The sequence below is a fragment of the Nocardia sp. NPDC055165 genome, from assembly GCF_053606985.1.
The window spans coordinates 190,350-211,889 of record NZ_JBSGSS010000015.1 but is presented as its reverse complement, the minus strand read 5'-3'; the positions used below and the strand labels follow the sequence as shown (position 1 = coordinate 211,889).

Sequence of the window (21,540 nt, the reverse complement as noted above, 5' to 3'; positions counted from 1 at the left end):
ACTACATCACATGCCGTACTTGCGGACGAATTCCTCGGTGAGGTCGATCGCCGGGAGTCCGAGATCGGTGGCTTGGGTGTTGGCCGGGGTTTCCTCGATCCACTCCGCGGGAGCGGGCGGAAGCTGTCGCCACTGCGCTCGTGGATCGGTCTGGTCGTCGTGCTGATCGGTCATAGGCCCTCCCCTTGTTCCTGCACCCAGGATAGGGCCGACGAGGGCACCTGCGCCACAACTACTCGCCTACCGAGCGCTTCGGTAGGCGAGTAGCGGCGGACTATTCGGCGACGATCACCGTCACTTCACCCTCGGCCGCATCGGTCGGATCGCCTGCCACGACGAACCAGTGGGTGACCTCGCCCTCGGCCAGGTCGTCTTCGACCGAGGCGTCGGGCAGGACCGACAGGGCGCCCGCGGTGGACGAGGCCAGGAATTCCTGGACCGCGGCGGGGCCGGAGGCGTGGGTGGTGTAGGTGGTGCCTTCGTAGTCGATGGCGTGTTCATCGCGCAGGCGCTCGGCGAGGGCCACCGCGTCGGACTGGGCGAGGGCCGTGGTGTTCTCGCCCGAGACCAGCACGAAGGCCGGGTGGTCCTCGGCCAGGGGACGGACGCGGTCGGCGTAGGAGACGGGATGGGCCGCGGCCGCGGCGATCTCGTCCTCGACGTCGCCCAGGATCAGCCACTGACCCGCCACCCCGGCGACCGGCGACGCGCTGATCCCGAAAAGAGCTCCAGCGGCGGCGATCTCGACGCCGGAGAGCTCGCCCGCGAACAGCACCGCGGCACCCGCCTTCTGGACCGCCCAGGCGGCCAGGACCGAATCCACGCTGCGCGGCAGCGAGATCGCGACCACGTCGCCGGGACCCGCACCGCGCGCGATGAGCACCCGGGCCAGCTGGGAGGACTTGCGATCCAGTGCGCTGTAGGCGATTTCGCTGTCACCGCGCAGCAACGCCGGAGCCTGCGGATCGGCTTCGACGACCTCGGCGAGGATCTTGGCCACCGTCTGCGCGCCGACACCGGAAACAACCGGAGCCGAAACAGCGGCTGTCACACCGGAATCGGCGAGCAGCTGAGCGCGTTCGCTCGCATCGAGGATGTCGATGTCGCCGACCAGACCGGACGGGTTGTCGAGCAGCTCGTCGAGCACCCGCAGCAGGCGCTGCGACAGCGTGCGGACCTCGTCGGCGGTGAAGGTACTGGTCAGGTACTTCATCGTGATCTCGATGGTCGACTCGGCCATCACCACCAGGGTGAGCGGGTAGTGGGTCGCGTCGTCGAGGCCGACACCGGTGACCTGCATGCCGTCGATCGAGCTCGCCGCGGTGACGGCGTCCTTGTCCATCGGGTAGGACTCGAACACCACCAGCGTGTCGAACTGCGAGCCCATGCCCGCCACCCGCTGGATGTCGGACAGACCGACGAAGTGGTGGCTGAGCAGCTCGGCTTGCTCGGACTGCACTCGCTGGGTCAGCTTCTCCGCGGTCATCCGGTCGTCGATCTGGATGCGCACGGGCAGGGTGTTGATGAACAGGCCGACCATCGACTCGACGCCGGGCAGTTCCGCCGGGCGACCCGAGACGGTCGCGCCGAACACCACGTCGTCGCGCCCGGTGAGGCGACCGACGACGATGCCCCACGCGGTCTGCAGCATCGTGTTCACGGTGACCCCGAGCTCGCCGGCGAACTTGCCGAGCGCCCTGGTGCGGTCGTTGTCGATCTCGACGATGACCTTGCCGAGCTCGTAGCGTTCCTCGGTGCGCGGCGCGGGCGCGAGCTGGGTGGGGCCTTCGACCCCGGCCAGCGCGTCGGCCCACACCTGCAGCGACACTTCGCGATCCCAGCCCGAGAGCCAGGACAGGAAGTTGCGGTAGGACGCCACGCGCGGGAGCGCGGTGAGGTCACCGTGCACCGCGTAGAGCACGAGCAGGTCGCGCATGAGCAGCGGCATGGACCAGCCGTCGACCAGGATGTGGTGCACGGTGATCGCCAGGTGCGAGTGCTCCTCGTCGATCTTGTAGAGACCGAAGCGGATCAGCGGCGCGGTGGCCATGTCGAACTGGTTCGCCTGGTCGGCTTGCAGCAGTTGGCGCATGCGCGGCATCCGCTCGTCTTCGGGCAGGTCGGTGAGGTCGACCTCACGCCACGGGACCTCGAGCTCGGAGAGCACCACCTGCACCGGCTGACCGGCCGAATCGGTGACGAACGCGGTCCGCAGGTTCGGGTACCGGTCGAGCACGGCCTGGGCGGCGCCGCGCAGGCGCTCGGTGTCGAGGGTGCCGGTGAGGTCGAGGACGGCCTGCACGGTGTAGACGTCGACGGTCGCCGAGCTGAGCATGGCGTGGAACATCAGGCCCGCCTGCAGCGGCGAGAGCGGCCACACCTCCGACAGCGCCGGGTAGTGGCGCTCCCACAGCTCGAGGTCGGACTGGCCGACCCGGACCAGGGACATGTCGGACGGGGTGAAGCCACCCGCGTCGACCCGCTGGGCGTGCGTGGCGAGCGCGGTGAGCGCGGCCACGAACAGATCAGCGAACTCCTGTGCCTGGTCGGCGGTGAGCAGACCCTTCGGGAAGGCGATGTTCGCGCCGAGCTGCGGTCCCTCGTCGCCGTCGTTGACGATGGCGTTGATATCCAGGGTCGCGTTGGCGGGCATGTCGAGGTCCATCTCGGCGTCGAGTTGGCCCAGATCCGCCACCGGCACCCAGCCGAGTTCGGCGAGTTCGGCCGGGATCTCACCGGCGGTCGCGCGACCGAGGTAGTTGAAGCTGATCTGGCCCACGCTCGGCAGGTCGGCACCGTCGAGGTACTTCAGCATGCCGAAGCCGATGCCCTTGTCCGGCACCGCGAGCATCTGTTCCTTGACCGACTTGATGACGTCACCGAGCGCGGCGCCACCGGCGAACGCGTCGTCGAGGTCGGCACCGCCCAGGTCCAGCCGGACCGGGAACGCGGTGGTGAACCAGCCGACGGTGCGCGACAGATCCGCACCGGCCACGATCTCTTCCTGGCGGCCGTGGCCTTCCAGCTTGATCAGGGCCGCGGTGCCGGATTCGTCTCCACGCCAACGGGATACGGCCAGCGCGAGTGCGGTGAGCAGACCGTCGTTGACGCCGCCGTGGTAGAGGCCCGGGATCGCGGTGAGGACCGCGTCGGTGACCTCGGGCGAGAGGGTGACCTGTACCCGGTCGACGGTGGCGAAGGTGTCGACCTGCGGGTCGAAGGCCCGCGCGCCGAGCTGCGGATCGACGGTGGCCGACACCTCGCGCCAGAACGGCAGTTCCGCGCGACGATCGGTCGACTGCTCGACCAGGCTGTGCGCCCAGCGACGCATCGAGGTGCCGTTGACCGGCAGCGTCACCTGCTGGCCCGCCGCGATCTGTCCCCAGGCCATGCCGAGATCCGGGATCAGGATGCGCCAGGAGACGCCGTCGATCACGAAGTGGTGGCCGACGATGAGCAGGGCGTCGCGCCGGCGCGGACCTTCGGCGGGCTCACCGAAGGCGAACCAGACGAACTGCACCATGGCGGCGCTCGCGGGGTCGAGACGGCCCATGGCCTCGTCGTATTCGACGCTGGCCAGCTTGGACAGCTGATCGTCGGCGATGTCACCGGCGACCTCGACCCGGCGCACGAGCGTGGTCACGTCGACCTCGCCCGGTGCCAGAGCCTCGAAGATCCACCCGTTCGCGGCGTCCTTCGCCACTCGCGAGCGCAGCACATCGTGGTGGTCGAAGACCGCGCCGATCGTGGCGTGCAGGACATCGGCGGTGATGTTGTCGGGCAGACGCAGCACCATCGACTGGGAGAACCGGTCGTAGGTGGAACCGCTCGCCAGAATCTGGCGCATGATCGGCAGCATCGGGATATCGCCGACACCGCCGCCCGGCAGTTCCTCGAGCACGATCTGTTCGGCGTCGCCCGCGAGCACGGCGATCTCGGCAAGCCCTGCCACGCTGCGCTTGTCGAACACATCACGCGGCTTGAAGAGCACGCCGCGATCCTTGGCCCGTGAGACCAGCTGGATGGACAGGATCGAGTCGCCGCCGAGGGCGAAGAACGAATCGTCCAGGCCCACGGCGTCCACACCGAGCACTTCGGCGAAAACGGTGGCGATGATCGCCTCGATTTCGCTGGTCGGCGAGCGGAACTCGCGCGGAGCGAGGACCGGCTCCGGCAGTGCGCGCCGGTCGAGCTTGCCCGCGGGGGTCAGCGGGATCTCGTCGAGGACCATCACGGCGGCGGGCACCATGTGCGCGGGCAGGTGCTGCGCCGCGTACTCGACCAGGGCGGCCGGATCCACGTTGCCGCGGACGTAGGACACCAGGATGGTGGCGCCCGCATCGGTCTTGCGGCCGATGGTGGCGGCGAACTCGACGTTGTCGTGCGCGGTGAGGACCGCGTCGATCTCGCCCAGTTCGATGCGGAAACCGCGGATCTTCACCTGGAAGTCGTTGCGGCCCACGTATTCCACGACCGGCTTGCCGTGCACCGTGCGCCAGGCGACGACGTCACCGGTGCGGTAGAGGCGCTCGCCCGCTACGTACGGGCTGGCCACGAAACGTTCGGCGGTGAGGCCGTGGCGCGCGTGGTAGCCGCGCGCCAGCGGGACACCGCCGAGGTACAGCTCACCGGCCACGCCCTCGGGGACCGGGCGCAGGCGGCTGTCGAGCACGTACACGGTCGCGCCCGCGATCGGGCCACCGATGTTCATGGTGTCGGCCGGCAGCAGCGGATCGGACAGGTTGGTGGCGATGGTCGCCTCGGTGGGACCGTAGGCGTTGTAGAACCGGTGCAGCGCCGGGTCGGTACCCGCGCTGTGCCAGTTCGCGACCAGGTCGACGGGGGCCTTGTCGCCACCGACGATCAGCGCTTCGAGCCCGGCCAGTGCCGCGGGTTCCATCGACGCCGCGACCAGCGGGGTGAGGAACACATGGGTCAGCTGCTCGCCGGCGATGATGTCGGCCAGCTCCTCGCCGCCGACCACACCGACCGGTGTGATCACGAGGGTGCCCGCCGAGCCAACGGCCAGGAGGAACTCGAGGATCGACGCGTCGAACGACGGTGACGCGAACGCCAGGGTCCGCGCGTTCTTGTCGAGACCGAACTGCGCGACCTGGGCGGCGGCGAAGTTGGGCACACCGGCATGGGTGACGACGACGCCCTTGGGCAGACCCGTCGAACCCGAGGTGTAGATCATGTAAGCCGTGTTGCCGGGGCGGACTTCACCACGGCGATCGGCCTCGGTGATCGGGGCGTCGGACTGTGCGGCGACCTCGGCCTCGGTGGCCGCGTCGTCGAGGGTCAGCCAGTCGCCCAGCACGGGCGTCGGCAGGTGGTCGGCCTCGGCGGACACCGTGATGCCCAGTGCCGCACCGGAGTCCGACATCATGTGCGCGATGCGCTCGGCCGGGTACTTCGGGTCGACCGGGAGGAACGCCGCGCCGGTCTTGCTGACGGCCCAGATGGCCAGGGTCGTGTCGAGCGAACGCTGCATGGCGATGGCGACGACGGTCTCCGGTGCCGCACCGCGCTCGATGAGCACCCGCGCCAGGCGCGAAGACGCCGCGTCGAGCTCGGCGTAGGTCAGCGAGGCCGACTCGCCCGGCGCCACGATGGCCTGACCGGTCGGGTTGGTCGCCACGGCCTGGGCCAGCAGCTCCGGCAGGGTGCTCACCGCGGCGGCGGGACCGCCTGTGCGGGTGAGCAGTTCGGTGCGCTCCGCGCTGTCGAGGAGTTCGAGGTCACCGACCGGGGTGGTGGTGTCGGCGACGACCTCGGCGAGCAGTCGCTGGAAGCGCTGCGCGAACTTCTCCACGGTCGACTGGTCGAACAGCGCACTGGCGTAGGAGAACTCGGCGTAGGCGCCCGCGTCATCACCAGCTGCGGCTTCCCGCACGGTGAGCAGCAGGTCGAACTTGGCGGTGTCGACGTCGAAGTCGACGGCCGAGACCGACAGGCCGGGCAGCTCGAAGCCGGCGTCGGGCAGGTTCTCGAACGACAGCGCCACCTGGAACAGCGGGTGCCGCGCGGTGGAGCGCTCGGGGTTGAGCAGTTCCACCAGGCGTTCGAACGGGATGTCGGCGTGGGCGAAGGCGGCCAGGTCGGCTTCCTTGGCCTGGGTCAGCAGCTCCGCGAAGGTGAGCTGTCCGCCGACCTGGGTGCGCAGGGCGAGGGTGTTGACGAACATGCCGATCACGTCGTCGAGTTCGGCTTCGCCGCGGCCGGCGATCGGGGTGCCGATGACGATGTCCTCGGTGCCCGACATGCGTGCCAGGAATACCGCCAGCGCGGTGTGCACGACCATGAACAGCGTCGCGTTCTGCTCGCGAGCGATGGCGGACAGCCCGGCGTGGATGTCGCCGCCGATCGGGAACAGCACCCGGCCACCGGCGAAGGACTGCGTGCTCGGACGCGGGCGATCCAGGGGCAGGTTCAGCTCGTCGGGAACACCGGCGAGCGCGCGCTTCCAGTAGCCGGCCTGCTGGGCGATGAGGCTGGTCTCGTCGGTCTCGGCGCCGAGCACCTCGCGCTGCCAGACGCTGAAGTCGGCGTACTGCACCGGCATCGGCGCCCAGCCCGGTGCTTCACCCGTGGCACGGGCGGCGTAGGCGATCATCACGTCGCGGGTCAGCGGGCCCATGGACCAACCGTCGGCGCTGATGTGGTGGGCAACGAAGACGAGGACGAATTCCTCGTCGGCGACCTGCATGAGCTTCGCACGCAACGGAACTTCGTCGATCACATCGAAACCGGTGGTGATCAGCTCGGCGATCTTGTCGCGAACCTGTTCGGGGGCAACGGTTTCCGGCGTCAGATCCGGGACGTTGCCTTCGACCGGCAGGATCACCTGGTGCGGTGTGCCGTCGGTCGACGGGTACACCGTGCGCAGAGTCTCGTGCCGTGCGAGCACATCGGCGACGGCCAGTTGCAGCGCCGCCACGTCCAGCGCGCCCGACAGGCGGACGGCGACGGGGATGTTGTTCACCGAAGAGGCAGTGTCGAACTGGTTCAGGAACCACATGCGCTGCTGCGCGAGCGAGAGCGGCACCTGATCCGGCCGCGGACCGGCGACCAGCGCGCGACGCCCACCGGCACCCGCACCCTGCTCGACCTTCACCGCGAGCCCGGCCACCGTCGACGCCTCGAACAGCAGGCGCACGGGCACCCGGCTGTCCAGGGCGGCGCCGAGGCGGGCCGCGACCTGGGTGGCCAGCAGCGAGTTGCCGCCGAGGGCGAAGAAGTCGTCGTCGGCACCGACGCGTTCGGCGCCGAGAACATCGGCGAACACGCCGGCCACGATCTCCTCGATCGGGGTCGACGGCGCGCGGAAGGTCTGCGCCTCGAACTCCGGCTCCGGCAGCGCCTTGCGGTCGAGCTTGCCGTTGACATTCAGCGGCAGCGCGTCCAGCACCACGAACGCGGCGGGCACCATGTACGACGGCAGACCGGCGGCCAGCGTCGACTTGACCTGTGCCACCTCGATATCCGAGCCGACCAGGTAGGCGACCAGACGGTCACCGGTGCGCGGATCGGACTTGGCGATCACCGCGGTCTGGGCGATCTCGGGCAGCGCGAGCAGCGCGGCCTCGATCTCGCCGAGCTCGATCCGGAAGCCGCGGATCTTCACCTGGAAGTCGGTGCGGCCGCGGTAGTCGAGTTCGCGGTTGTGCCAGGCCACCAGGTCACCGGTGCGGTACATGCGAGTGCCCGGCGTGAACGGGTTGGCCACGAAGCGATCGGCGGTCAGGTCGGGGCGACCGTAGTAGCCGCGAGCCAACTGCGCGCCCGCCAGGTACAGCTCACCGGCGACCCCGTCGGGCACCGGGCGCAGACGCTCGTCGAGCACGTAGACCTGACTGTTCCACTCGGGCGAACCGATGGAGACCGACACCTGGTCGGCGGCGTTCACCCGGTGCGAGGTGATCGAGACGGCGGCCTCGGTCGGGCCGTACAGGTTGAACAGCTCGGTACGGCTGAACTCGGCGCGGAAGCGCTGGGCCAGCGAACCCGGCAGCGCCTCACCGATGGCCAGGACCCGCCACAGCGAATCGGGCATTCCCGCGGTGATGAGCGCGTCGAGCATCGACGGCACCACGTGCAGGGTGGTGACCCATTCGCGCGACATCAGCTCGTTGAGGTAAGCCGGGTCGCGATGGCCGTCGGCCGAGGCGATCACCAGGCGGCCACCGCAGACCGCGGCCGACCAGAACTCCCAGACCGAGAGGTCGAAGGTGGCGGCGGTCTTGAGCAGCACCGCGTCGGCGGCGTCCATGCCGAACTCGATCAGCTTCCACTGCAGCTGGTTGGCGATGGCGCCGTGCGGAACGGCGACACCCTTCGGGCGGCCGGTGGAACCGGACGTGAAGATCACGTACGCGGTGTTCTCCGGACGCAACGGCTCGGTGCGCTCGGCATCGGAAATCGGTGCGGTGCCGATCGATTCCAGGTCGAGCTCGTCGATCCGCACGACCGGTGCGACATCAGTGGCGAACTCGGCGTTGGTCAGCACGCAGACCGGTGCCGCCGTCTCGAGGATGTAGCCGGTGCGCTCGGCCGCCTGATCGGGGTCGACCGGCACGTACGCGCCACCGGACTTGGCCACCGCGTACATCGCGACAACCAGGTCCACCGAGCGGCGCATCGCCAGCGCGACACGGGACTCCGGGCCCACACCGAGCGAGATCAGGTGCCGTGCGAGGCGGTTCACCTTCGCGTCGAGTTCGGCGTAGGTGAGCTGGGCACCGTCGTCGGTGACCAGCGCGGTCGACTTCGGATCGGCGGCCACCGACGCGTCGAGCAGCGAGACCAGGGTGGCCTCGGTGTCGACCGAGTAGGTGGTGGCGTTGCGGGCGTCGAGGATCTGGGTGCGTTCGGCCGTGGCCAGCAGCTCGATATCGCCGACCGCGGTACGCGGGGTGGCGACGATCGCGCCGAGCAGGCGGACGAAACGCTCCACGAAACCTTCGACCGTGGCGTGGTCGAACAGGTCGGTGGCGTAGGTGAACAGACCCGAGATGCCTTCGGGCTCACCGGCATCGCCGTAGCGGTCGGTGGCGATCAGGTGCAGATCGAACTGCGACAGCTCGGTGGCGATGTCGAGGCCCGAGACCGTCAGGCCCGGCAGTTCCAGGGTGGCGCGGCTGAGGTTCTGGAACGACAGACCCACCTGGAACAGCGGATGACGCGCGGTGGAGCGCACCGGGTTGAGCACCTCGACCAGGCGCTCGAACGGCACGTCGGCGTTGGCGAACGCCGCGATGTCGTCTTCACGCTGGCGGGCGAGCAGTTCGGTGAACGCCTCGCCGCCGTCGACCTTGGTGCGGAACACCAGGGTGTTGACGAACATGCCGATCATGTCGTCGAGCGCGGCTTCGCCACGGCCGGCCATCGGGGTACCGATGGCGATGTCGTCGGTGCCGGACAGGCGGGCGAGCAGCACCGCGAGGGCGGTGTGCACGACCATGAACAGCGTCGCGCCCTCGGCACGAGCCAGCTCGACCAGCGCGCGGTGGGTGTCGGCGTCGATCTGGACGTCGACCTTGCTGCCGGCGAAGGTCTGCACCGCGGGGCGCGGACGGTCGGCGGGCAGGTCGAGCTGATCGGGGAGGTCCGCGAGGGCCTGCTTCCAGTGCGCGACCTGCTTGGACGCCATCGAGTCGGCGTCGTCCTCGCTGCCGAGGAGGTCGCGCTGCCAGATGCTGTAGTCCGCGTACTGCACTGCCAGCGGTGCCCAGCCGGGCTCGGAGCCCATGGAGCGGGCCGCGTAGGCGGTCATCAGGTCGCGGGTCAGTGGGGCGACCGAGGAACCGTCGCCGGAGATGTGGTGCACGACCAGGGCGAGCACGAAGTCGTCGGTGTCCTCGACGCGGAACAGCGCCACCTTGAGCGGGACCTCGACGGTGACGTCGAACATCGTCGACATCAGTTCCGCCACAGCCGATTCCACCTGGTCGGCGGCCACGGTGCGTTCGATCAGTTCCGGCGCGGCCTGGGCGGGCGACAGGATCACCTGTGCCGCACCGGCTTCGGTCTGTGGGTAGATCGTGCGCAGGATCTCGTGGCGGGTCACCAGGTCGGTGACCGCCGCACGCAGCGCGTTCACGTCGAGGTCGCCGGTGAGGCGGACCGCGACGGGCACGTTGTACGCGGCCGACTGGGTGTCGAACCGGTTGAGGAACCACATCCGCTGCTGCGCGAGCGAGAGCGGGATGTGCTCGGGGCGCGGACCCGCGGTCAGCGCCTTGCGATCGCCGGTCTCGGCGTGCTGCTCGACCCGCTGGGCCAGCGCGGCCACCGTCGACGCCTCGAACAGCAGGCGCACGGGAATGCGGGTATCGAGTGCCGCGCCGAGGCGGGCGGCGACCTGCGTCGCCAGCAGCGAGTTACCGCCCCAGGCGAAGAAGTCGTCGTCGAGGCCGAACCGCTTGGCTGAGCCGGATGCAGCCGCTCCCGAGGACCCTGCGTGGTCACGCTTCGCTACCGCCTCCGGGCCCGCCGGTCGCGGCTGGACGTCGAGGCGAAGGACCTCGGCGAAGGTGGCCGCGACGAGCTGTTCGCTCGGGCTCACCGGCGCGCGGAACACCGCCTTCTCGACCTCGGGCTCCGGGAGAGCCTTGCGGTCGAGCTTGCCGTTGGCGTTCAGCGGCAGCGCGTCGAGCTGCAGGAACACGGTCGGAACCATGTACGACGGCAGTTCGGCGGCCAGCGCGGCACGGAGGGCCAGCTTGTCGAGCTCAGCGCGGTCAGCCGAGCGAGCCGGGGTGCTCTCGGTCGCGGCGTCATCGGTCGCCGAGTTCACAGCGCTGGTTGCCGCGGCCTTGTCGGCGGCGGTTCCGACGACGACGTAGGCGACCAGGCGATCGCCTACGACGGGATCCGTGTGCGCGAGAACCGCCGCGGAGGTGATGCCGGGCTGACGCAGCAGCGCGGCCTCGATCTCGCCGAGTTCGATGCGGAAACCGCGGATCTTCACCTGGAAGTCGGTGCGGCCCCGGTAGTCCAACTCGCCGTTGGCATTCCAGGCCACCAGGTCACCGGTGCGGTACATGCGCTCGCCGGTCACCGCGAACGGGTCCGCGACGAATCGGTCGGCGGTCAGATCGGCGCGACCGTAGTAGCCGCGGGCCAGCTGGGCGCCGGCCAGGTACAACTCACCGGAGACACCGACCGGAACGGGACGCAGGCGTGAATCCAGCACGTAGACACGGCTGTTCCACTCCGGCGCGCCGATCGACACCGAGACCGTGTCCGCGTCGGTCACCGCGTGGCTGGTGATCGAGACCGCGGCCTCGGTCGGGCCGTACAGGTTGAACAGCGCGGCGGTGTTGGCCGTGCGGAAACGCTGGGCGGTCGCGGCGGGCAGCGCCTCACCGATGGCGAGGACGCGGCGCAACGTCCGCGGCAGTGCGGCACCGGATTCGGTGAGCAGCGCGTCGAGCATCGACGGCACCACATGCAGCGTGGTGACGCCGGTGCCCCGCATCAGGTCGTTGAGGTAGGCCGGGTCGCGGTGGCCGTCGGCGGTGGCGACCACCAGACGGGCACCCGCGACGGCGGCGGTCCAGAACTCCCAGACCGAGAGGTCGAAGGTGGCGGCCGTCTTGAGCAGCACCGCGTCGTCGGCGCCGATGCCGAATTCGGCCGTCTCCCACAGCAACTGGTTGACGATCGCGCCGTGCGAGACCGCCACACCCTTGGGCTTGCCGGTCGAGCCGGAGGTGAAGATGACGTACGCGGTGTTCGCGGGGACCAGGGTGCGCCCGGTGATCGCGGCATCGCTGACGTCGCTCAGGTCGAGGACATCGAGGACCACGACTTCGGCTGCCGCCGTGCTGAATTCGGCGTTCGCCGTCGTCAGCACGACAGCCGGTGCGGCCGTCTCCAGGATGTAGTCGGTGCGCTCGGCAGGCTGATCCGGGTCGATCGGCACATACGCCGCGCCCGTGCGGGCCACCGCGTACATCGCGATGATCAGCTCGGCGGAACGGCGGATGGCAAGAGCCACCCGGTCTTCGGTGCCGATGCCGCGCGAGATCAGGTGCCGCGCGAGACGGTTGACCTCGGCGCCCAGCTCGGCGTAGGTCAGCTCGCGGCGTCCTGCGACGATCCGACCGACTGCAGCGGTGCCACTACCGAATTCGGCGCCGGCGGCAACCGCTTCGGATTCCGGCTCGTCCACGACCAGCGCGATGGCCTCGGGAGTGGCCGCCACTGTCGCATCGAGCAGCGATACCAGGGTGGCGTCGGTGTCGACAGCGTGCGCGGTGTCGTTCCACGCGCTGACGATCCGCTCGGATTCCGGCGTGGTGAGCAGGTCGATGTCGCCGACCGGGATGGTGGCGTCGGCGGCGACCGCGTCGAGCACCAGCAGGAAGCGGTCGGCGAAGCTCTGGACCGTCGACTCGTCGAACAGGTCGATGGCGTAACCGAATTCGGTGACCAGCTGGGCCGGTGCGCCGTCGTCGGTGTAGCGGTCGTAGAGGGTGACGTGCAGGTCGGTCTTGGCCAGCTGCGAGTCGTAGTCGACGGCGCTGACGGTCAGGCCGGGCAGTTCGAAGGTGGTGTCGGCCAGGTTCTGGAACGACAGGCCCACCTGGAACAGCGGGTTGCGGGCGGTGGAGCGGACCGGGTTGAGCACCTCGACGAGACGCTCGAACGGCACGTCGGCGTTGGCGAAGGCTTCCAGGTCGCGGTTGCGCACGTCGGCGAGCAGTTCGGCGAAGGAGGCGCCGGGGTCGACGGCGGTGCGGAACACCAGGGTGTTGACGAACATGCCGATCAGGTCGTCGAGTTCGCGCTCGCCACGGCCGGCGATCGGGGTGCCGACGGCGATGTCGTCGGTGCCGGACAGGCGGGCCAGCAGCACCGCGAGCGCGGCGTGCACGACCATGAACAGCGAGGCGTTGTTCGCCCGTGCCAGTTCGTGCAGGGCCGCGTGCCGCTCCGGGTCGATCTCGAAGCGGATGGCCTGGCCCTGGAACGACTGCGCGGGCGGGCGCGGCCGGTCGGCGGGCAGTTCGAGCTGGTCGGGCAGCCCGGCGAGCGCTTCGCTCCAGTAGGCGACCTGCTTGGCCGCGAGGGATTCGGAATCGGTCTCGTCGCCGAGGACTTCGCGCTGCCACAGCGCGTAGTCGGCGTACTGCACGGGCAGCGGCGCCCACTGCGGCGCCTCACCCTGCACGCGGGCCACGTAAGCGGCCATGATGTCGCGCGCCAGCGGGCCCATCGAGGAACCGTCGGCGGAGACGTGGTGCACGGTGAACGCGAGCACGTGGTCGGTGGCGTTCAGTTCGAACAGCGCGACCTTGAGCGGCACCTCCTGGGTGACGTCGAAGGTGGTCATCGCGAATTCGATGACACTGCCGAGCAATTCGGCCTCGGTGACCGCGATGTGGTGCACCACGGCGCGGCTCTGCGAGACGGGCAGGATCACCTGGTGCGGGCCGTCCGGCGAGCCCGGGTAGGTGGTGCGCAGCATTTCGTGGCGGGCGAACACGTCGCCGATGGCCTGCTCGAGCGCGGACACGTCGAGTTCACCGGTGAGGCGGACGGCCAGGGGGATGTTGTCGACCGCGGAGGTGGACGTGTCGAACTGGTTGAGGAACCAGTAGCGCTGCTGGGCGGGCGAGAGCGGGATGACGGCGGGCCGCTCCCCCGCGGTCAGGCGCGGACGGGTGCGGCCGGAGCCCGCGTTGTGCTCGGCGCGGGCGGCCAGCGCGGAGACCGTCGAAGCCTCGAACAGGTCGCGCACCGAGAGCTGGGTGTCCAGGGCGGCACCGATGCGGGCGGTGACCTGGGTGGCCAGCAGCGAGTTGCCGCCGAGTTCGAAGAAGTCGTCGTCGGCGCCAACGCGGGTCACGCCGAGCACGTCGCCGAAGGTGCCCGCCACGATCTCCTCGATCGGGGTGGACGCCGCGCGGAACACCTTGGCCTCGAACACCGGCGCGGGCAGTGCTTTGCGGTCGAGCTTGCCGGAGGCGTTGAGCGGGAAGGCATCCAGGATCACGAAGGCGGTGGGGACCATGTAGGCCGGCAGCGCGCCGCCGAGTTCGGTGCGCACGGCGTCGAGGTCGATGCCGGCACCGGCCGCCGGGATCAGGTAGCCGACCAGCTGGTCGCCGAGGCGCTCGTCGGAGCGGACCACGACCACGGACTGGGCGATCGAGGGCAGCGCGGTGAGCGCGGACTCGATCTCGCCGAGTTCGATCCGCAGACCACGCAGCTTCACCTGGAAGTCGGTGCGGCCCAGGTATTCCAGCTCGCCGCCCGCGGTCCAGGCGACGAGGTCGCCGGTGCGGTACATGCGAGCGCCGTCCTCGCCGAACGGATCGGCGACGAAGCGGTCGGCGGTGAGGTCGGGACGGTTGACGTAACCGCGCGCCAGCTGGACACCGGCCAGGTAGAGCTCGCCGGGAACGCCGACGGGCGCGGGGTGCAGACGCGAATCCAGCACGTACACCTGGGTGTTGAAGACCGGCGCACCGATCGGCACCGAGGTGGTGTCGGCATCGGTGACCTCGTGGAAGGTCACGTCGACGGCGGCCTCGGTGGGGCCGTACAGGTTGTGCAGGGCCGCGCCGGTGAGGGCGCGCATCCGCTGGGCGGTCGGCGCGGGCAGCGCCTCACCCGAGGCGAACACCAGACGCAGGCTGCTGGACGCTTCCCGACCGTCGGCGGGAGCCACAGCGGCCGCCTCGGCGAGCTCGGCGACGAACACCGACATCATCGACGGCACGAAGTGCGCGGTGGTGACACCCTCGGTGGCGATGATCTCGGCGAGGTAAGCCGGATCGCGATGACCATCGGGCTTGGCGACAACGAGCCGAGCGCCGATCTGCAAGGGCCAGAAGAACTCCCACACCGACACGTCGAACGTCGCCGGGGTCTTCTGCAAGACCACATCGGCCCCGGTCAGACCGTAGGCCTGCTGCATCCACACCAAACGGTTGACGATCGCAGCATGGCTGACCGCCACACCCTTCGGACGACCCGTCGAACCCGACGTGAAGATCACATACGCCGTGTTCTCCGGACGCAGCGGCGCGATCCGCTCGGCATCGGTGACCGGCGCATCCGAGTACCCCGAGAGATCCAGGCGCTCGATGTTCAGCGCGGTGGTCGAGCCCGCATCGAATTCGTCACCGACCGTGGTCAATACGCACACCGGCGCGGCGGTCTCGAGCACGTAGTGGGTGCGCTCGGCCGGGTGATCGGGGTCCAGCGGCACGTAGGCGCCACCGGCCACGCTCACCGCGTACATGCCGATCACCAGGTCGAGCGAGCGGCGCATGCCGAGCGCGACCATGGTGTCCGGGCCGACGCCCTCGGCGATGAGGTGGCGGGCCAGGCGGTTCACCCGCGCGGTGAACTCGCGGTAGGACAGACTCGTCCCCTCGAACGTCACGGCGGTCGCGTTCGGGCTGGTCGCGGCCTGTGCCTCGAACATCGACACCAGCGTGGCGGCCTGGTCGACCGGATGCTCGGTGGCGTTCCAGTCGGTGACCACCTGGCGGTATTCGGCCGGGGCCAGCAGGTCGACCTCGCCGATCGCGCGGGCGGGCTTGGCCACGACCGCGGTCAGCATCCGCACCAGGCGCTGCGCGAGGGCGGCGACAGTGCCGGCGTCGAACATGTCGGTGGCGTAGGCGAATTCGGCGGTCATGCCGTCGGCGGAACCGTCGGCACGGTGACGATCGGCCAGGTTCAGATGCAGATCGAACTTGGCGGTGACCACGTCGAGAGGCACGCCCGCGACCTCGAGGCCGGGCAGTTCGAAGGACGCCTCACCGGTGTTCTGGAAGGACAGCATCACCTGGAACAGCGGGTGGCGGGCCTGCGAACGGGCCGGGTTGAGGATCTCCACGAGCCGCTCGAACGGCAGGTCGGCGTGGCCGAAGGCGGCGAGGTCGTTCTCCCTGGTCTGCGCGAGCAGCTCGGTGAACGGCTGGGCCGGGTCGACCGCGCTGCGCAGGACCAGGGTGTTGACGAACATGCCGATGGCATCGTCGAGCACCGCTTCACCACGACCGGCGACGGCGGTACCGATGGCGATGTCGTCGCTGCCGGACAGGCGAGCCAGCAGTGCGGCGAACGCGGCGTGCACGACCATGAACAGGCTGGCGCCGTGTTCGCGGGCCAGCGCGTTGAGTCCGGCGGACAGGGCGGGGTCGATCGAGAACTCGTGCACCCCACCGCGGTTGGACGCGACGGCGGGACGGGCCCGGTCGGCGGGCAGGTCGAGCTGGTCGGGCAGCCCGGCCAGGTTCTGCGACCAGTAGGCCACCTGCTGCGCGATCATCGACGCCGAATCGGCTTCGGAGCCGAGGGTTTCGCGCTGCCACAGGGCGAAGTCGGCGTACTGCACGGGCAGCGGGGTCCAGCCGGGCGCCTCACCGCGCGAGCGGGCGGCGTAGGCGATCATCACGTCGCGGGCCAGCGGGCGCACCGACCAGCCGTCGCCGGAGATGTGGTGCACGACGAAAACCAGCACGTGGGTGTCGGGGTGCGAGCCGTCCATCGAGCCCGCGATGCGCAGCAGTTCGGCGCGCACCGGGACCTCGGCGGTCACATCGAATCCGGCGAGCACGAGTTCGCTGATGCGATCGCGGATCTCGTCCTCGCCGACGGTGATCGGGTGCAGCGAGATCGGCATCTGCCCGGCGGGCAGCACGACCTGCACGCCCTGGCCGTCGGCGGTCTCCGGGTAGACGGTGCGCAGCACCTCGTGCCGGTCGACCACGTCGGCGACGGCCTGACGCAGGGCGTCGATGTCGAGGTCGCCGGTGAGGCGGACCGCGAGGGGGATGTTGTTGACGCCGGTCGCGCTGTCGAAGCGGTTGAGGAACCACATGCGCTGCTGGGCGAGCGAGAGCGGGATCTGGTCCGGGCGCGCACCGGCGACGAGCTCGCGGCGACTGCCGCTGCCCGCGTGGACCTCGACCTTGGTGGCCAGCGCGGCCACCGAGGGCGCCTCGAACAGAGCGCGCACGGGGACGCGGGTGTCGAGGGCGGCACCGAGGCGGGCGACCACCTGGGTGGCGATGAGCGAGTTGCCGCCCAGGTCGAAGAAGTCGTCGTCGAGCCCGACCGCGCGATCACCGGACAGGCCGAGCACCTCGGCGAAGGTGGCGGCGACGATCTCCTCGATCGGTGTGCGCGGCGCACGGAACTCGCGCGCCTCGAACACCGGCTCGGGCAGGGCACGACGGTCGAGCTTGCCGTTGGCGCTCAGCGGCATCTCGTCGATCACGACGAACGCGGCCGGCACCATGTAGGACGGCAGTTGCGCCGCGAGCTGCGCGCGCAGAACGTCGATATCGGCGGTCTCGCCCACGGCGGGGACGACATAGCCGACGAGCTGGTCACCGATGCGAGCGTCCGAACGCACGACCACCACGGCCTGCGTCACGGTGTTGTGCGCGGTGAGCGCGGCTTCGATCTCGCCGAGCTCGATCCGCAGACCACGCAGCTTCACCTGGAAGTCGGTGCGGCCGAGATAGGTGATGACGCCGTTCTCGTCGCGGCGGACGAGGTCACCGGTGCGGTACATCCGTTCGCCGTCGGTTCCGAACGGGTCGGCGACAAAGCGATCGGCGGTGAGGTCCGGTCGGCCGAAGTAGCCGCGGGCCAGCTGGGCACCGGCCAGGTACAGCTCACCGGCGACACCGGCGGCCACGGGGTGCAGGCGCGAATCCAGGACGTAGGCCTGCGAGTTCCAGACCGGCGCACCGATCGGGACGGCGCCGTCGACCTGGTCGGCGACCGGGCCGTGCGTCGCGTGGACGGTGAACTCGGTGGGGCCGTACAGGTTGAACAGCGCCGCGTCGCTCACCTTGCGGAATGCGACGACCGTATCGGCGGTGAATGCCTCACCGGCGATCAGCAGGGCGCGCAGCGAGGACAGAGCTCCGCCCTCGACCGCGGCCTGATCGATGCTGCCCGCGAACACGGTGAGCATCGACGGCACGAACGAAGTCATCGTGACCCGTTGCGCGGCAATGACATCCGCGAGGTACTGCGGGTCGCGGTGACCATCGGGGCTCGCCACGACGATCCGGCCGCCGGTGCTCAGCGGGCCGAACAGCTCCCACACCGACACGTCGAAGGTGGCGGGCGTCTTGAACAGCACCACATCGTCGGCGCCGATGCCGTATTCGCCGGTGATCCAGCGGATCTGGTTCACCACGGCCGAGTGCGGCACGGCCACACCCTTGGGGCGGCCGGTCGAGCCGGAGGTGAAGATGACGTAGGCCGGGTGCTGCGGGAGCAGCGGCGCGATCCGATCCGCATCGGTGACCGGAGTCTCCGGGTACGCCGAGAGATCGAGCGCGTCGATGACCAGTATCGGTGCGGCATCCTCGAAGCCGTCGCGAGTCGTCGTGAGAACCACCACCGGTGCGGCGGTCTCCAGCACGTACGCGATGCGGTCGGCGGGCTGGTCCAGGTCCAGCGGCACGTAGCCACCGCCCGCTTCCTGCACCGCGTAGGCGGCGACGACCAGGTCGATGCTGCGGCGCAGGCCGAGGGCGACCAGGGACTCCGGGCCGACGCCGGCCTCGATCAGGCGATGCGCCAGACGGTGCACCCGGGAAGCGAATTCGGCGTAGGTCAAGGTTTCGCCGGTGGCGGGGTCGACCATCGCGACCGCGTCGGGCGTGGCCGCGGCTTGGCGGGCGAACTCGTCCACCAGCGTGCCCGCCTCGGACAGCTCGCGGGCGGTGTCGTTCCAACCGTGCACTGCCAGCGCGGTTTCCGCCGAGTCGAGCAGCGCGAGATCGCCGACGGCGCGGTTCGGCGCCGCCGCGATGCCGGCCAGCAGGCGGGCGAAACGGGCGCCGAAGCGGTCCATCGTCGCCGCGTCGAACAGATCGGTGGCGTAGATCAGCTCGGCGACGATCCCCGTTGCGTCGCCCGGCTTCTCGGTGAGCACGACCTGGAGGTCGAACTTGGCCACGTCGATCGGCAGGTCGACACCGCTGACGGTGAGGCCGGGAAGTTCCAGGCTGGTCTGGCCGGTGTTCTGGAAGGCCAGCATGACCTGGAACAGCGGGTGGCGGGCCTGCGAGCGGGCGGGGTTGAGGATCTCGACGAGGCGCTCGAACGGCAGGTCGGCGTGGCCGAAAGCCGCGATATCGCTCGCGCGGACCTCGCCGAGCAGGTCGGTGAAGCTCGCGTCGCCGTCGATCTCGGTGCGCAGCACCAGGGTGTTGACGAACATGCCGATCAGGTCGTCGAGCGCGCGCTCACCACGGCCGGCGATGGGGGTGCCGATGGCGATGTCGTTCTCGCCGGACAGACGCGAGAGCAGCAGTGCCAGCGCCGCGTGGGCGACCATGAACAGCGTCGCGCCGCGGGTGCGGGCCAGCTCGGTCAGGGCCGCATGGGTTTTCGCGTCGATCTCGAAGGTGTGGGTGGCGCCGCGCCCGCTGGCGAGGGCGGGGCGCGGCCGGTCGGCGGGCAGATCGAGCTGCTCGGGCAGGCCGCGCAGGGTCGAACCCCAGTACGAGATCTGCTGGGCGATCACCGATTTCGCGTCGTCCTCGTCACCGAGTACGGCGCGCTGCCACAGCGCGAAGTCGGCGTACTGGACTTCCAGCGGACGCCAGGCCGGTTCGGCGCCTTCCACGCGGGCGCTGTAGGCGGTCATCACGTCGCGGGTCAGCGGGCCCATGGAGAAGCCGTCGGCCGAGATGTGGTGCACGACCAGAGCGAGCACGTGTTCGGTGGGACTCACCTCGAACAGGGCCGCGCGGAACGGCACCTGGGCGGTGACGTCGAAGGCGGTGCGTACCAGCTCCGAAAGCCGTTGCGGCAGTTCGTCGGCGGTGGTCTCGATCGGCGCGAGGTCGGGGATGACCTTGCCGGTCGGCACGATCACCTGGTAGCCGGCGCCGGAAACCTCCGGGTAGTAGCTGCGCAGGGATTCGTGGCGGGCGAGCACGTCGGCCACGGCCACCTGCAGCGCCTGACGGTCGAGCAGGCCCGAGAGCCGGACGGCGGCGGGGATGTTGTCCACCGCGGACTCGGGGTCGAAGCGGTTGAGGAACCACATGCGCTGCTGCGCCAGCGACAGCGGCACCCGCTCGGGGCGCTGCTGCGGCACCAGCGGCGCGCGGCGTTCGGCACCGGAGTGCGTCTCGGCCCGCGCGGCCAGCCCGGCGACGGTGGAGGACTCGAACAGTTCGCGCACGCCGATATCGGTGTCCAGCGCGGCCGACAGGCGGGCGGCAACCTGGGTGGCGGTGAGCGAGTTGCCACCGAGCGCGAAGAAGTCGTCGTCCAGGCCGACCCGGTCGAGACCGAGCACACCGGCGAAGGTGGCGGCGACGATCTCCTCGACCGGGGTGGTCGGGGCGCGGAACACCGCGGCCTCGAACACCGGCGCGGGCAGCGCCTTACGGTCGAGCTTGCCGGAGGCGTTGAGCGGGAACTCGTCGAGGACGATGATCACCGCGGGCACCATGTAGGCGGGCAGGTTGTTGCCCAGTTCCTCGCGGGCGTCCTCGATGTCGACGGTGCGGCCGGTCGCGGGGATCACGTAGGCGACCAGCTGGTCACCGGTGTGCTGATCACCGCGGACGACGACCACCGACTGCGCGACCTCGTCGAGGCCCGTCAGCGCGGACTCGATCTCGCCGAGTTCGATACGCAGACCACGCAGCTTCACCTGGAAGTCGGTGCGGCCCAGGTATTCCAGCTCGCCCTGTTCGGTCCAGGCGACGAGGTCACCGGTGCGGTACATCCGCTCGCCGTCCTCGCCGAACGGGTCGGCGACGAAGCGATCGGAGGTCAGATCCGGGCGGGCGACGTAGCCGCGCGCCAGCTGGACACCGGCGAGGTAGAGCTCACCCGCGACACCGACCGGGACGGGGCGCAGGCGCGCGTCGAGGACGTAGACCTGGGTGTTGAAGACCGGGGCGCCGATCGGCACCGTGTCCACGTCGGTGTCCACGACCTCGTGGAAGGTGACGTCGACCGCGGCCTCGGTGGGGCCGTACAGGTTGTGCAGCGCGGCGCCGGTCAGCTCACGCAAACGGTGAGCGGGCTTGGGCGGCAGGGCTTCACCGGAGGCGAACACCATCCGCAGCGACTCGCAGCGCGCGGCCGCGGCGTCGGCGACGAACACGGCGAGCATCGACGGCACGAAGTGGGTGACCGTGACGCCCTCGGCGCGGATGATCTCGGCGAGGTAAGCCGGATCGCGATGACCGTCCGGCTTCGCGACAACCAGCTTCGCACCGATCTGCAAGGGCCAGAAGAACTCCCACACCGACACGTCGAACGTGGCAGGCGTCTTCTGCAGAACGACGTCGGCCTCGGTCAGACCGTAAGCCTCCTGCATCCACACCACACGGTTGACGATCGCACCATGGCTGACCGCCACACCCTTCGGACGACCCGTCGAACCCGACGTGAAGATCACATACGCCGTGTTCTCCGGACGCAGCGGCGCGATGCGCTGGGCATCGGTGACGCGGGTGTCGGCGTAGCCGTCCAGGTCGAGCAGGTCGATGCGGACCTGGGCGGTGTCGATCTCCAGAT

2 protein-coding genes (1 of these 2 cut by a window edge) are annotated in these 21,540 nt (G+C 69.9%); both read right to left on the bottom strand.

From position 1 onward, the window contains the following. Positions 1-6: 6 nt before the first annotated feature. Positions 7-174: a hypothetical protein gene (locus ACWFRF_RS27415; RefSeq protein WP_452452944.1), complete on the bottom strand. Its 168-nt coding sequence runs from the start codon at positions 172-174 to the stop codon at positions 7-9. A gap of 100 nt (positions 175-274) precedes the next feature. After that, positions 275-21,540, bottom strand: partial view of a non-ribosomal peptide synthase/polyketide synthase gene (locus tag ACWFRF_RS27410; protein WP_452452942.1) — the 3' portion only. It continues 22,825 nt past the right edge of the window; 21,266 of the gene's 44,091 nt are visible here — the last part of the coding sequence; the start codon falls outside the window, past its right edge; the stop codon is at positions 275-277.